This is a genomic window from Nonomuraea sp. JJY05, assembly GCF_043496855.1.
Taxonomy (GTDB): domain Bacteria; phylum Actinomycetota; class Actinomycetes; order Streptosporangiales; family Streptosporangiaceae; genus Nonomuraea.
The window spans coordinates 222,458-236,443 of the sequence record NZ_JBIEIS010000003.1 but is presented as its reverse complement, the minus strand read 5'-3'; the positions used below and the strand labels follow the sequence as shown (position 1 = coordinate 236,443).

The 13,986-nt window shown below is 68.4% G+C and carries 16 protein-coding genes; 7 read left to right on the top strand and 9 right to left on the bottom strand.

From position 1 onward, the window contains the following. Positions 1-73: 73 nt before the first annotated feature. Both ACFKCF_RS05255 and ACFKCF_RS05250 read right to left on the bottom strand, forming a co-directional pair. A complete protein-coding gene (locus ACFKCF_RS05255; RefSeq protein ID WP_394491153.1) occupies positions 74-736 on the bottom strand; it encodes a response regulator in 663 nt (220 codons plus the stop codon). 4 nt (positions 737-740) lie between these two features. Beyond that, positions 741-1,856 carry a histidine kinase gene (locus tag ACFKCF_RS05250; RefSeq protein WP_394491151.1) on the bottom strand — a complete coding sequence of 372 codons (1,116 nt, stop codon included), beginning with the start codon at positions 1,854-1,856 and terminating at the stop codon, positions 741-743. 313 nt (positions 1,857-2,169) lie between these two features. Between ACFKCF_RS05250 and ACFKCF_RS05245 the strand changes: the two genes are divergently transcribed. Beyond that, entirely contained in the window at positions 2,170-3,702 is a 1,533-nt protein-coding gene (locus ACFKCF_RS05245) for an alpha-L-arabinofuranosidase B (RefSeq protein ID WP_394491149.1), read from the top strand. A gap of 81 nt (positions 3,703-3,783) precedes the next feature. On the opposite strand, the gene ACFKCF_RS05240 is transcribed toward ACFKCF_RS05245, so the two are convergent. Both ACFKCF_RS05240 and ACFKCF_RS05235 read right to left on the bottom strand, forming a co-directional pair. After that, on the bottom strand, positions 3,784-4,074 hold the full coding sequence (locus ACFKCF_RS05240) for a hypothetical protein (RefSeq protein WP_394491147.1): 291 nt from the start codon (positions 4,072-4,074) through the stop codon (positions 3,784-3,786). A gap of 193 nt (positions 4,075-4,267) precedes the next feature. Further along, positions 4,268-5,089, bottom strand: coding sequence for an oxidoreductase (locus ACFKCF_RS05235; RefSeq protein WP_394491145.1), 822 nt, complete (start codon positions 5,087-5,089; stop codon positions 4,268-4,270). Between the two features lie 119 nt (positions 5,090-5,208). On the opposite strand from ACFKCF_RS05235, the gene ACFKCF_RS05230 reads away from it, so the two are divergent. Next, on the top strand, positions 5,209-5,979 hold the full coding sequence (locus tag ACFKCF_RS05230) for a helix-turn-helix domain-containing protein (RefSeq protein ID WP_394491143.1): 771 nt from the start codon (positions 5,209-5,211) through the stop codon (positions 5,977-5,979). 148 nt (positions 5,980-6,127) lie between these two features. Beyond that, complete coding sequence (locus ACFKCF_RS05225) at positions 6,128-6,688, top strand: cysteine hydrolase (RefSeq protein ID WP_394491141.1); 561 nt, start codon at positions 6,128-6,130, stop codon at positions 6,686-6,688. 209 nt (positions 6,689-6,897) lie between these two features. On the opposite strand, the gene ACFKCF_RS05220 is transcribed toward ACFKCF_RS05225, so the two are convergent. The 3 genes from ACFKCF_RS05220 to ACFKCF_RS05210 all read right to left on the bottom strand — a co-directional run bounded on the left by ACFKCF_RS05220 (position 6,898) and on the right by ACFKCF_RS05210 (position 8,731). After that, positions 6,898-7,431, bottom strand: coding sequence for a hypothetical protein (locus tag ACFKCF_RS05220; protein ID WP_394491139.1), 534 nt, complete (start codon positions 7,429-7,431; stop codon positions 6,898-6,900). 192 nt (positions 7,432-7,623) lie between these two features. Continuing rightward, positions 7,624-8,160 (bottom strand): FG-GAP-like repeat-containing protein, encoded by a 537-nt coding sequence (locus ACFKCF_RS05215; protein ID WP_394491137.1) that lies wholly within the window; start codon positions 8,158-8,160, stop codon positions 7,624-7,626. Positions 8,161-8,377: 217 nt separating this feature from the next. Then, positions 8,378-8,731, bottom strand: coding sequence for a winged helix-turn-helix transcriptional regulator (locus ACFKCF_RS05210; RefSeq protein WP_394491135.1), 354 nt, complete (start codon positions 8,729-8,731; stop codon positions 8,378-8,380). A 120-nt stretch (positions 8,732-8,851) separates the two neighbouring features. On the opposite strand from ACFKCF_RS05210, the gene ACFKCF_RS05205 reads away from it, so the two are divergent. Then, a complete protein-coding gene (locus ACFKCF_RS05205) occupies positions 8,852-9,745 on the top strand; it encodes an NAD(P)-dependent oxidoreductase (protein WP_394491133.1) in 894 nt (297 codons plus the stop codon). A 4-nt stretch (positions 9,746-9,749) separates the two neighbouring features. On the opposite strand, the gene ACFKCF_RS05200 is transcribed toward ACFKCF_RS05205, so the two are convergent. Then, a complete protein-coding gene (locus ACFKCF_RS05200; RefSeq protein WP_394491475.1) occupies positions 9,750-10,247 on the bottom strand; it encodes a GNAT family N-acetyltransferase in 498 nt (165 codons plus the stop codon). Positions 10,248-10,428: 181 nt separating this feature from the next. Here ACFKCF_RS05200 and ACFKCF_RS05195 point away from each other — a divergent pair, with 181 nt between their 5' ends. The 3 genes from ACFKCF_RS05195 (at position 10,429) to ACFKCF_RS05185 (ending at position 12,859) form a co-directional block, all read left to right on the top strand. Continuing rightward, positions 10,429-10,869 (top strand): YybH family protein, encoded by a 441-nt coding sequence (locus ACFKCF_RS05195; protein WP_394491131.1) that lies wholly within the window; start codon positions 10,429-10,431, stop codon positions 10,867-10,869. Positions 10,870-10,930: 61 nt separating this feature from the next. Beyond that, entirely contained in the window at positions 10,931-11,494 is a 564-nt protein-coding gene (locus tag ACFKCF_RS05190) for a YceI family protein (RefSeq protein WP_394491129.1), read from the top strand. Between the two features lie 117 nt (positions 11,495-11,611). Further along, the gene (locus ACFKCF_RS05185) at positions 11,612-12,859 is read left to right on the top strand and encodes an NAD(P)/FAD-dependent oxidoreductase (RefSeq protein WP_394491127.1); all 1,248 of its coding nucleotides are present in this window, start codon (positions 11,612-11,614) and stop codon (positions 12,857-12,859) included. Between the two features lie 167 nt (positions 12,860-13,026). Here ACFKCF_RS05185 and ACFKCF_RS05180 read toward each other — a convergent pair whose 3' ends face one another. Beyond that, a complete protein-coding gene (locus ACFKCF_RS05180) occupies positions 13,027-13,923 on the bottom strand; it encodes a LysR family transcriptional regulator (protein ID WP_394491125.1) in 897 nt (298 codons plus the stop codon). Positions 13,924-13,986 lie beyond the last annotated feature (63 nt).

The following is a 13,986-nucleotide window of genomic DNA, read 5'->3' as shown; positions in this document are numbered from 1 at the left end:
CGATGCTCGGTGCCGGAGCCCTGCCGCCACATCGGCGGGCAGAGTGATCTCCGCACTCCCTCTCACGGACCGCTCAGGCGCCGCCGGCGACGACGAGTCCCGACTCGTAGGCGAACACGACCGCCTGTACCCGATCGCGCAGTCCAAGCTTCGTCAGGATTCGGCTGACATGGCTCTTGACCGTGTACTCGCTGACGACCATTTCACCGGCGATCTCCGCGTTGGAGAGCCCTCGGGCCACCAACCGCAGCGTCTCGGCCTCACGGCTGGTCAGCTCGGTGAGGCGGGCGGCCAGCCGGGGCGCCACCCCATGGTTCGGCCGCAGAACCAGATCCTCGATGAGACGTCTGGTCACCGTGGGCGCCAGCAGCGACTCTCCCGCCGCCACCACACGCACCGCCGCGGCCAGTTCGTCGCGACGGATGTCCTTCAGCAGAAACCCGCTGGCCCCCGCGCGCAGCGCCTCGTACACGTACTCGTCCAGATCGAACATGGTCAACACCAGCACTTTGGCGGACGTCGCCGCACAGATCAGCTCGGTCGCCTCGATCCCGCCCATGCCGGGCATCCGGATGTCCATCAACACGACGTCCGGGCACAGCTCGGTGGCGGCCTGAACGGCCTCGGCGCCGTCGGCCGCCTCGCCGACGACGGTGATGTCGGCCTGAGCGTTCAGGATCATGGCGAAGCCGCCCCGGAACAGATCCTGATCGTCGGCTACGAGCACGCGGAGCATGGGCCTATCCAACCGGAAGCGTCGCCACCACGACGAAGCCCTTGTCTCCCGGACCGGCGTGCAGCGTCCCGCCGCACGCGGAGGCCCGTTCGCGCATCCCGATCAGGCCGTGCCCGCCGGCGGCGGCGGCCGCGCCCGTGCCGTCGTCGGCCACCTCGACCCGCAGCGCGCCCGGCGTCCAGAACAGCCGTACCCGCGCGGTGCGCGCGTGCGCGTGGCGCAGCACGTTCGTCAGCGCCTCCTGCACGATCCGGTACGCCGCCACGTCGACCTCGGCAGGGATCGACCGCGGCCGGCCGTCACTGGTCAAGGTCACCCGCAGCCCGGTACGGCCGGTCCGCTCGACCAGGTCAGGCAGTGCCGCGAGCCCGGGTTGTGGCTCACCGTGACCGTCCCGGTCCGAGCGCATCCCGCTGAGCAGCGTCCGCAGTTGGGCGATCGCGCCCCGGCCGGTGTCGGCGATCGCGTCGAAGGCGGCCTCCGCACGCTCGGGATCGGCCCGGAGCATCAGCGGTCCGGCTTCAGCCTGGACGACGATGAGGCCGACCGAGTGGGTGAGGATGTCGTGCATGTCCCGGGCGATGCGAGCCCGCTCGTGAGCTGCGGCGATGGCTCGCTCCCGCTCCAGCCGCAGGGCACGTTCGGCCAGCTCGGCTCCTCGGGCGCGGCGGGCGCGGGTGCTGGTGCCCAGCGCGTACGCCGCGACGAACGCCGTACCGACCACCCGATAGGAGTCCAGGCCTTCCTGCGGCAGGGCGAGCGAGACGTACACTCCGGCGCCGATGACCGGGATGGCCACCAGCCGCAGCAGCGGCGGGCTCAGCGCGGCGATGGTGTAGGTGCCCACCAGCGGCCCGTACGGCAGCATCGGCTTCTCCCACATCACCAGCGCCGTCATCGCCAGCCCGACCACACCGGTCACCACGAGTGGGGCCGTCCGCCGCCACAGCACCGGCACCGAAGTAAGCACGGCCAGCGCGACCACCCACCACGGCTGCCGGAAGGGGACCAGCGCGGGACCGACGGTGGCCGCCGACACGACGACGGTGATCGCAACGTCGACCACGCGTGGGGGTACGTGAGGAAACCTGGTACGCAGCCGCTCAGTGAGTCCGGGCATCTCGCCCAGTATCGGGATTCATGCCGCCCGGCGCATCCCTCTCAGGACGGACGACGCCCTTCACTCTCAGGAGTGAACGGACCTGGTAGCGCCGCCGCGTTTTCATGGTTGCAGTGAGGCCCTTGACCAACGATCCCTTCCGATTCATAGTGAGCCCGTCAACCCACGAAGTCGCACACTGTCGGCACATAAAATGTTAGCGCTAACATTGCGTAATCCTTGATCAATACCTCGCCCCCGGAAATTCCAGCATTCGCGTTGCCCCCGAGAAAAGCAGAGGTCCATCATGATCGTCGGGTCCGGATTACGGCACGTGAAAAAGACGATGCTGTCCGCGGGAGCAGCCGTCGCGCTCGCCGCCGGCCTGCTGGCCGGCATCCCCGCCACCTCGCAGGCCGCCGCGGCCCAGTCGTGCGACATCTACGCCGCCGGCGGCACGCCGTGCGTGGCGGCGCACAGCACGACCCGCGCCCTGTACGCCGCCTACAACGGCTCGCTCTACCAGGTACGGCGCTCCTCGGACAACGCCACCCAGAACATCGGCCCGCTCAGCGCGGGCGGGTACGCCAACGCCGCGGCGCAGGATTCCTTCTGCGCCCGGACGACGTGCGTGATCACCGTCATCTACGACCAGTCGGGACGCGGCAACAATCTGACCCAGGCGCCTCCCGGCGGCTTCTCCGGCCCGGCCCCGGGCGGCTACGACAATCTCGCCGTGGCGACGGCGGCGCCCACCATGGTCGGCGGGCACAAGGCGTACGGCGTGTTCGTGGCCCCCGGCACCGGCTACCGCAACAACAACACCAACGGCGTCGCCAGGGGTGACCAGCCGGAGGGCATGTACGCCGTCTTCGACGGCACCCACTACAACGCAGGCTGCTGCTTCGACTACGGCAACGCCGAGACCAACAGCCGCGACAACGGCAACGGCACCATGGAGGCCATCTACTTCGGCAACATCAAGGTCTGGGGCTACGGCACCGGCAACGGCCCCTGGATCATGGCCGACCTCGAGAACGGCCTGTTCTCCGGGGTGAACCCGGGCTACAACGCCAACGACCCCACCGTGAACCACCGCTACCTGACCGCCATCGTCAAGGGGGAGCCCAACCACTGGGCCATCCGGGCCGGCAACGCCCAGTCGGGCAGCCTGTCCACCTACTACAACGGGGCACGCCCCAACGTCGCCGGCTACAACCCGATGAAGAAGGAAGGCGCCATCATCCTCGGCATCGGCGGCGACAACAGCAACAGCTCCGCCGGCACCTTCTACGAGGGCGTGATGACCTCCGGCTATCCGACGGACGCCACCGAGAACGCGGTCCAGGCCAACATCGTCGCCGCCGGCTACACGACGGCCGCCCGGCCCGGCGGGACGCCCGCCGCCGGCACGTCGATCTCGCTGCGCGCGACGACGGCCTGCTGCACCGGCCGCTACCTCCGCCACCAGAACGACCAGGCCGTCACGTCCGTGATCACCTCCGGCAGCTCGTCCCTGGACAAGAACGACGCCACGTGGATCGTGCGCAACGGCCTGGCCTACAGCGCCTGCGTGTCGTTCGAGTCGAAGAACTACCCCGGCAGCTACCTGCGGCACAGCAACTACCAGCTCTACCGCAACGCCAACGACGGCAGCGCCCTGTTCGCCGACGACGCCACCTTCTGCCCGCAGCCCGGCATGAACGGCCAGGGCCTTTCGTGGGCCTCCTTCAACTTCCCGCACCGCTTCCTGCGTCACTACAACAACATCGTCTACATCGGCAGCCAGGGCGGATCGAACACCTTCGACAGCGCAACGTCATGGCCCGACGACGTTAGCTGGGTCGTCGCCTCGTCCTGGGCGTAGGCACCCGGCGGAGCCGTCCCGATACTGGGGCCCGGGAACGGCTCCGCCCGCCGCAGCACCAGCGCGCCGGGACAAACCGGGTCAGGGCTCGCGCGAGGCCACCCAGGGGCATGCCGCACCCTGGGGATAGCAGTACCAGTAGTACCAGTACGGGGTGTTGCTGTACCAGCAGCCTCCGGTGGGAGGATCCGTCTGATAGCCCGCCGCGCGTTTGGCCCCCAGAGCCACACCGCAGAGGAAGTTGCTGCTGTAAGTTTCGTAGCGCCACTCGGACGCGGCGGTCGGCTGCGCTGCCTGAGCGGTTCCAGGAGCGAGGGCGACGGCGGTTCCTAAGGCGGCGGCGAGGACGCCGGCCTGGATGAGCTTGCGCATGGACATCCCTTCGAGAACCCTGGAATCAGGGTGAAACGTTGATGCCGCGCCCCGGCCGGAGGCTGAACACTTCACGCGTCACGCTACTCAAGGGATCTCGCGTCGTTCTGTCTCCGCCCTGTCATCCCGTCGTACAGGTCCTCGAACGCCTCCTCGATGTCCTCATCCACCACTCGGCCCAGGGCGTGGCGGCCTACTTCGCGGCGTTCGTGAGGAGCTTGTCGAACTCGCGGTCCGGCAGCGTCCTGTTGAGCTCCAGGAGCTTGTCGGCCATGTAGCCGACCGTGTAGCGCGTCTCGGGCCTGCCGGCTTCGACGGCCTGCCGGATGATGGTGGCGACGAGAGCGGGGTCGCTGGCCGGGGTGTTCTCGCCGAGCTGCGTCTCGGCGCGCCTGGCCATGGCTTCGGCCATGTCCCGGTACGCGGTCGTGCCGGAGATCTCGCGGAGGTCTTGTGCCGTGCTGTCTTCGAACCCGGTCTTGATGATGCCGGGCTGGATGATCACGACGTCGATGCCGAACGGCTCCACCTCCATGCGCAGGCTGTCGGAGTAGGCCTCCAGCGCGTGCTTGGTCGCGTAGTACCAGCAGCCGAGCGGCAGCGCGATCTCGCCGCCGATGGAGGAGACGTTGACGATCGTGCCGGACCCCTGCTCGCGCATGTACGGCAGGGCGAGCTGGATCAGCCGGGCCGGTGCGAAGACGTTGACCTCGAACTGGTCGCGCGCCAGGTCGATGGGGATGTCCTCGGCCGCGCCGTGCAGGACGGTGCCGGCATTGTTGATCAGGACGTCGATGCGGCCCTGTTCGGCGACGACGGCGCCGATGACGCGTTCCAGGTCCTCCGGCCGGCGGGCGTCCAGCGCCAGGACGTGTCCGCCGGCGTCGCGGAGGTCGTCCATCTTGGGTACGCGCCGCGCGGCGCCGTAGACGATGTGGCCGGCACGGATGAGTTCGAACGCGGTGGCCTTGCCGATGCCGGCGGAGGCACCGGTGACGAGAACGACCTTTTCCATGGTGGAACCTCCTCTTCGGTCTGGGCAAACGCTATGGTCGTGTTCTGGGTTGCGACAACTCGCAGAACTCATATGCGCAGGTCAGAGGCCGCATATTGGTGCAATGAGCTTGTAGCTGAGTGCAACTGTCTTCCAGCACCGCACTCGCCATGGCGGGCGAGGGCTCGACCGGGGAGGATGACATGCCAGGAGGCCGGCTGACCGCCGAGGATCGTCGCCGCATCGCCGAAGGCCTGGCGGCCGGCTTGACCTACGCGGAGATCGCCCGCCGGCTGGGACGGTCCAGGTCCACCGTCACCCGCGAGATCGCCAGGAACGGTGGCGCGCACGGCTACCGGGCGGCGCGCGCCCAGCATGCGACGAACTGGCGCGCCCGCCGCCGCAAGCGCGCTCCCCACGCCGGCGTTCCGCACACCAGCGACAACCGTGACGTCCGCACAGCCCGGGAGTTCGAAGAACAGTTCGTCGCCATGATGGTCGAGGGCGGGATGGGGCCCATGACGGCCAGGGTGTTCGCCGCGCTGTTCCTCAGCGAGGGCGGCAGCCTGACCGCCACGGAACTCGCCCGGCAACTCCAGGTCAGTCCGGCGACGATCTCCAATGCCGTCAAGTGGCTTGAGCAGAGACAGATGGTCGCCCGGGAGCGCGAGGCGCGCCGGGTGCGGTACTTGGTCGACGTGGACGTCTGGTACCACACGTGGGCGGCCAGTGCCAGGTCGATAGCGATCTGGGCCGACACCACGCGACACGGCGCCGGGATCTTCGGCCCCGACACACCCACCGGCGACCGGCTCCGCACCACCAGCCAGTTCTTCGAACTCCTCGGCCACGACATGGGCCAGGCGGCCGAGCACTGGCGGCAGGCCCTCTCCATGCGACGCCAGCGGTGAACGTCCGGCGGCTCACGCCCTCAGCGTAAATGGCTCAACGAGGTAGGTGCCCGAATCTGTCCCACTATCGTCGTACTGGATCAACGACAACAGTGCCAACGATCCGACCGTGAGGATGACCGATGGGCCGCACAGGCAAGGAAACCGTATGACCAGCACCGCACTCATCGTCGGCGACCTGCAGGCGGGCATCGTGGACAATTACCCCTTCGCCGCCGGCGTGCTCCCCGTCGTGGAAAGGGTTCTGCCCGCGGCCAGAGCCGCCGGGATCCCGGTGATCTTCATCCGTTTCGGGCTCCGGGCCTCAGGCCTTGACGTGGCAGCGGGAAACCAGCTGATCGCCGGCCTGCACGGGGCGGGGACGCGGTTTCACGAGGAATCTCCCGAGACGCTCGTGCACCCGCGCATCGCGCCGTTGCCGGGCGAGGCTGTCGTCCTCAAGCGCCGCGCCAGCGCGTTCGCGGCGACCGACCTCGATCGGCTCCTGCGCGCCCAGCACGTCGACTCGATCGTGTTGACCGGGGTCGCGACCGGGGCGATGATCGCCGCCACCCTCTACGACGCCTCCGACCGCGATTACCACGTGACCGTGCTCAGCGACGCCTGCGCCGACGGCGAACCGGACGTGCACGACTTCCTGATCAACCGTGTCTTCCCGGCCAGGGGTGCCGACGTCCTCACGGGCGACGCGTGGACCGCCCGCCTGTGACCAGCCGTCAGCATTGAAGATCTGAGCCATGAGTACGGGACCTGGCCGAGCGGGGCCGGCGAGCCCTCGCCGAACTGATCAATCAGTTCGCGCATAAGGAAACCGGCCCCGAAGGGCATCCAGCGGCCTGGGAAACGCCCGAAACCCGCCGGCTGGCAGCACCGATTCGGTGGACAGTTGCGGTCCGGCGCGCTCCCCACGCCCGCCGATCACATGCCGGTGTCGGACGAGGCGCCGCCGGTCTTCGTGACCTTCTGTTCAATCCAGGGCCGCTTCTCCGAGATGCAGCGCTCGCCGGTGCCGGGGACGACGAGGCAGAACTTGCTCTGACGCCAAGCCGTGTACGAAGACTTCCCGGCCCCGCCGGAGGTTTCCGTCGACTGGACACCCTTGTAGTTCCACCCGCTGGCGAGGCTGTCCGCCCACGCCTTCGACGACGCGGACGTGATCTTCTTGCCGTTGAAGCACCAGGTCACCTTCTGGTGGAACTTGAACATCGTCGACCCGAACTTGTTCTTCGCGGTTTTGGTGGTCTGGTACGTCTTGCACTTGATCGCCGGAACGCCCGTGCCCTTCGTATCCGGCGTGGTCGTTTCCTTGGAGGAGATGACGTCCACTTCCGAGCTGGCGACGGCCGCGTCCTCGGGGACGTCATCAGCGGCAGCCGCGGGTCCCCCCAGCAGAGCGCCGGCGCTGATCGTGACGGCGGCGGCGAAAATGCCGAACTGTTTTGCTCCGCGCATGGATGGGCCCCTATCTAGTGTGGTTTCTGAGACGCGAAATACCTAGGGATGCGCGGTATGGCGGAAGTATGTCACCACTATGGGCGTAGCCAAGAAATGCGCTTTCAGCTCGCCCACCCGGCGCCACCCCAGGTATCGGCCTCTTCTCCGGGCCGCTTCTGCCTTCGGAGCGATCCGGCGGTGGACCGCGGGTCAGAAGTAGGGCGCCCAGCCGGGGCCGATGGCGGTGGCGGGACCGAACTTGTTGCCGCCTTCGCCGTTCCAGACATAGAGAGTGCCGTCGGTCATGGCGGCGATGTCGTCGTGGCCGTCCCGATTCACATCACCGAGGGAGGTGAGGGTGCCGTCATACGGCGCCCAGCCACCACCGATCTCAACAGCGGGGCCGAATTCGTTGTCGCCCTTGCCGTTCCAGATGTTCAGGGTGCCGGTGGTTTCGGAGAAGATGTCACCGATACCGTCAGCGTTGAAATCCGCACCGAACATGTCGCCGCAGCCGTTCCGGCTCTCGACATTGCGCCACTCACCACCGGGGGCGGGCCCGTACGCCTTGCCGTCGAACCTGGCCGTGACGCGCTCAGCGCCCTCGAATCCCCAGGAGACGCTCCCGTCGCCGTCGGCGTCATAGCCCTGCTCGTAGTGCAGGTGCGGGGTTCCGTTCGAGGTGGGGCCGGTGTGCCCGACCCGTCCGACGCTCTGTCCCCGCGTGACTCTGCCGCCCACGCTCACGGCGCGCGACTGCGCGGCGTCTACAGCGCCATGAACAGCCGCTCGCCTCCCGGCGCGAGGCCGTGGCCATTTTCGAGGAGCCGCACGATCCCAGGGCGGAGGAAGTACGCGCTCGTCTGGGGGACGACGGCTCGGTGTGATCGCCGAGACCCCGACGAACGGGGACGGGAGGGTGAAGCCAGGCGGTGATGAGGCCTGCCGATCCATCCGCGCCGGTTCACCCCACCTGGTCCCACGGGATCGCGTCGATGCGCTGGATGTGCTCCTCGCCCCACTCCCCGAGCGGTGCCATCGCGGTGTTGAGTGAATGACCGAACTCGGTGAGCGAGTACTCCACCTTCGGCGGGACCTGGTGATAGACCTCACGATGCAGCAGCCCGGTGGTCTCCATCTCCCGCAACTGAAGGATCAGCACCCGCTCGCTGATGCCGGGCACCGCGCGCCTCAACTCCCCGAAGCGCAGGGGACCGTCCTGGAGCGCGAAAAGGATCAGCCCCTTCCACTTGCCTCCCATGACGGCGATGGCAGCGTCGAGACCGCAGGTGAACGTCCGCTTCTTCGTCTCCTTCACCAGCCCATACTTACATTTATGTCAGTACCCGGCAAAAATGTAGGTACTTGAGAGAATGCACGTGCTCCAGCCAGCATGAATCGGGCCGAACCAAGACCTCTCTGCGCCTGGAGTATGCATATGTCTGCGAAGAACGTGACACCCGTGACCGTCATCGGGCTGGGCTCGATGGGCAGGGCACTGGCCGAGGCCTTCGTCAAGGCCGGACACCCGACCACTGTCTGGAACAGGACCGCCGCCAAAGCCGCGCCCCTCATCGCCATGGGAGCCAGGCACACGGAGGCCATCGAGGACGCGGTGACGGCAAGTCCCCTGGTCATCACCTGCCTGACCACCTTCGAGGACACCCGGCTGGCACTGCGGCCGGCCGGCGCGTCGCTGCGTGGACGGGCCCTGGTCACTCTCAACAGCGGCTCCCCGGCCGGCGCCCGCGAGACGGCCGCCTGGGCCATCGATCACGGCGCCCGGTTCCTGGCCGGCGCGGTCAAGAACGTGCCCTCGGCCGTGGGCGCGCCGGACACCCTGCTGTACTACAGCGGCGACAAGGCGATCTTCGAGGAGTTCGGGACGGCCCTGAACGTGCTGGGCGGCGACACCGTCCACCTCGGCGACGAAAGTGACCTCGCCGCCCTGTACGAGATGGCGGTGGGCGCCATGCTGCTGCCGGCACTCGCCGGCTTCTTCCAGGGCGCCGCCGCCGTCCAGGCACGCGGACTGGAGGTGAACACGATGGTGCGCTTCGCCGGCAAGTGGCTCGACATGATCAAGTCCTTGCTGCCGACCTACGCCGAGGAGATCGACAGCGGCGACTACACCGACGCCGCTTCCTCCGTGAGCCTCTTCCTCGCGGGAGCAGCCCACGACGAGGACCTGGCCAAGGAAACGAACGTCGACACGGCCTGGCTTACCCCGCTCCATGACCTGGTGAGGCGGGCGGTTGAGGCAGGCTACGGCGATCAGAGCATCTCGGCGCTCACGGAGGTGCTCAGAAAGCCGGAGCGGCTGAGCCCGTAGCGGATCAGCGTGCGCCAGTTCTCGTAGGCAGGTCGAGCAGCATCACGTCATGGAGCTCCGCGCCCGTCCCCCATGGCCGCGCCTCGCCGATCTTGCGGTATCCCCACGCCCGGTAGGCAGCCGGCGCCGCCTTGCTGCCCGGGTGGACGTTCAGCAACACCCGCTCGGCCCCAATGCCGCCGAGCAGCGTCTCATGCAGACGCCGCGCGATGCCCTGCCCGCGCCACGGTCCGCGCACGGCAAGCTCCATCAGCCCGAAGGTGCGGCGTCCGTCCTCCCGCCGCATGTCGTCGGGCACTGGCTCGGTCAGTTCGTCCCACCAGCCCGTGTCGGCGTCGAGCGGGAAGCCGTACGCCATCCCGACCGGCTCGCCGTCCTCGGTACGGGCCAGGGCAGCGCGGAAGCTGTGCTTGCGGGCCTGGGAGGGGAAGCGGCGGAAGGCGGCGGCGACGTCGTCCTCGGTCTCGTTGTAGGGAGGCTCGGCGAACGCTTCGGCATAGATCAGCCTGCACGCGTCCTCGGCCTGCGCTGCGGCTGATCCGTCCTTGACGTGCCGGATCCATCATGCCATCCGGGACATAACACCATAGCAATATTCATCTTAGACAAGATAACTCCAGAGCCATAGCGTCGGAGGTGTGAGAAGCCAAGATTCCACCGCAACGGGAAAGGCCGGGGTTGCGATGCCCACGCAACGCGAGGTAGATGAAGCCGAGATCCGCCAGCTGGTCGGCAAGATCATCGAAGGGCTCCAAGGCAAGGATCTCGAGGGTCTGAAGCGGCTTTACGCGACGGACATCGTGTCCTTCGACATCGAGCCGCCGCTCCAGCACGTGGGGATCGAGGCGAAGCTCAAGAACTGGGCGCCCGTGTTCACGTCCTTCGAGCGGGTGACTTATGAGGTTCGCGACCTGACGCTCACCGTGGGCGATGATGTGGCGTTCGGGCACGCCTTCGCCCGCCTCAGCGGCACGCTGAAGAACGGGACGGCGACGAGCGGTATGTGGGTCAGGGTCACGTACTGCCTCCAGAAGATCGACGGCACGTGGTTGATCGTGCACGACCAGGTCTCGGTGCCGCTCGACATCTCCAGCGGCAAAGGCGTTGTCGACCTCGCGCCCTGATCCCGCCACCCCGTTCCCGCCCGCGCCGCGCCGCCGCGGCACCGCATCCATGGAGGAAGCCATGACCCCCGTCCTTGCGACCGCCGAGATCCCGGGCTATCTGGCCGGCACCTGGAAAGCCGACCCGGTGCACTCCGAGGTCACCTTCACCGTCCGTCATCTCATGATCAGCAAGACGCGTGGCCGGTTCACCACCTACGACGTCACGCTCGTCACGAGCGAGGACCTGCTGAGCTCGTCGGTGAACGCGACGATCGACCTCGCGTCCATCGACACCGGCAGCGAAATACGTGACAACCACCTTCGCACCGCCGACTACCTCGAGGTCGAGAAGTACCCGACGATGAGCTACCGCTCGACCGGCATCCGCCGGGCCAGCGACGGTTGGGTCATCGACGGTGAGCTCACGTTGCACGGCGTCACGCGACAGGTGCCGCTGGCCGTCGAGGTGAACGGGTTCGGCTCGGACCAGTGGGGCGCGCAGCGGGCCGGCTTCTCCGCCACCGCGGAGATCAACCGGCGCGACTTCGGCATTGACATCAGTACCCCGATGGAGGCCGGTGGCGTCGTGGTCGGCGACAAGGTGTCGATCAGCCTCGAGATCCAGGCCGTTCTCCAGAAGTGACCCGGCTTGGACGGGCAGCCGCAAGGCCCTATCCACGATCGCGTGGTGTCCCGGTTCCGCGGTTCGACCGAGCGGGATCGGGACACCACCACTCCGGTCCAGCTCAGGAGGATTGCCATGAGCGCCGATCCCGGCATCGTCATCATCGGAGCGAGCCTGGCCGGCGCGAAGGCCGCCCAGGCCCTGCGACTCGACCATTGCTACGACGGGCCGATCACCCTCGTCGGCGACGAACCCCACCTGCCGTACCAGCGCCCCGCCCTGTCCAAGGGCTACCTCCTGGACACCACCGGGCCCGGCGACCTCGACGTCCTGAAGCCGCGGTTCTACGTCGACCAGGACGTCACCCTGGCGCTCGGCGTCCCCGCCGCCGCCCTCGACCTGGACGCCCGGCGGGCACGCCTGGCCGACGGCACCGAGTTACCGTTCGCCCGGGTGCTGATCGCCACCGGCGCCCGCCCGCGCCGCCTCCAGGTGCCGGGCGCCGATCTCGACGGCGTCCGCTACCTGCGCAACCGCGACGACAGCGAACACCTGGCCGCGGCCCTGCGCGCGGCCGGTGATGTCGTCGTCATCGGCGCCGGCTGGCTCGGCTGCGAACTCGCGGCCGCCAGTCGTACTTTCGGCAACCACACCACCGTCATCGACCCCCTGCCCACACCGCTCTACCCCGTGCTCGGCGACCAGGTCGGCGGCCTCATCGCCCGCCGCCACCACGACCACGGCGTCAACCTGCTCCTCGGCGACGGCGTCGAGGCCATCCTCGGCACGCGCTCGGTCGAAGCCGTCCAGACCATCACCGGACGGACGATCCCCGCCGACCTCGTCATCGTCGGCGTCGGCGCCACCCCCAACACCGAACTCGCCCAGGCAGCGGGACTGAACGTCGACGGCGGCATCCTCACCGACGGGCACCTGCGCACCTCGCACCCGGCCGCCGTGGCCGCCGGCGACGTCGCCCGCCACCAGCACCCGCGCTATCTGAACCCCGTACGGATCGAGCACTGGGACAACGCCGCGATCCACGGCACCGCCGCCGCGGCCACCATGGTCGGCAAGCCTCCGGCCATCGACCACGTCCCCTACTTCTTCTCCACCCAGTACGGCTCCACCCTCGAATACCTCGGGCTCCCCACGACCTGGGACCGCATCATCACCCGCGGCGAGCACACCGCTCACGGGTTCACCGTCTTCTGGCTCGACCGCAGCATCCCCGTGGCCGCCCTGACCATCGACAACCCGGGTGCCGCCGATCACCTGCGCACCCTCATCTCCACCGCGTACCCCGCCGACCCGCGCCGACTCGCCGACCCCGGCACACCCTTGCCGGACCTCCTGCCGAAGGCGCCGAGCCGTACCTCGTGAGACCCTTTCGTACGGCAGGTCAGGAGAGCCGCTTGAGGCGGGACACGGCAGGGGTGTCGATCATGCGGACGCCCCCGTGAGCGGCTGCCGACGGCGGCGGACCGGACGTCACCGCGCACCGCCCCATCGAAGCGGCGAGCGGATCATGCCCGGCAACGTGACGATCCTCAGCGCTTCTCCTGGGGTTCGCCGGTGATCCAGTTCCAGTTGGCGATCGTGGTGCGCATCAGGCGGGCGGCGGTGGACAGGTGACTGCCGGCGCCCCAGTACAGGGTGACCGCGCGTCGGCAGTCAGGGTTGTCGACGGGGACCCAGGCGGCGGGGACCCGCGTGGGGCTGCTCCGGGCGAAGGCGGGGACGAGACCGATGCCGAGCCCCGCGCTGATCAGGGCCGCGATGGCGCTGGGCTCGTCGACCTCGCAGACGATCTTCGGGGTTTGGTCTCGAGCGGTGAAGAGCCGGTCCAGGAGGCGGCGCTGCCAGTGCCCCTTGCGGGCGCTGACGAAGGGCTGGCCGGTGAGCTCGTCGATGCTCACCGACGTACGGCTTGCCAGCGGATGGTCGAGCGGCGTAGCCAGACCGACCGCCTCATCGAGCAGTTGGACCGCTTCCAGGCCCTCAGCGGGGATCGGCTGGGAGGCGACGCACAGGTCGACGTCCTGGGCCCGCAGGTGACGGCCCATCTCGTCGGCCGCCATCCAGCGGAGCTCGACCTCGATGGTCGGGTGAGCTCGTTTGAAGGCCGCCAGCGGCCCGGTGAGCGTGAGGAAGGTCTCCGACGCGAGCCGAACGGTGCCCACACCCTCGCTGACGGCCTCGGCGACGGCTCGCCGTCCCGCATCCAGCTCGCCCAGGGCGCGTTCGACGTAATCGCGGAAGAGCTTGCCCGCGTCATTCAGCCGCAGCCGGCCACTCCGGTCGAACAGCGGTGTGCGCAGCTCGCTCTCCAGCCGGGCGATGGTACGGCTCAGCGACGGCTGGGCGACGCGAAGCTCCTCGGCCGCGCCGCTGAGGTGTTCGAGCCGCGCCACCACCAGGAACTGCCTGAGCGAGTTCAGCTCCATCACGCCCCCAGATACATAGCACTACAGCGATATTAATCTTAGACAAGATAACCGGTGGGCCAT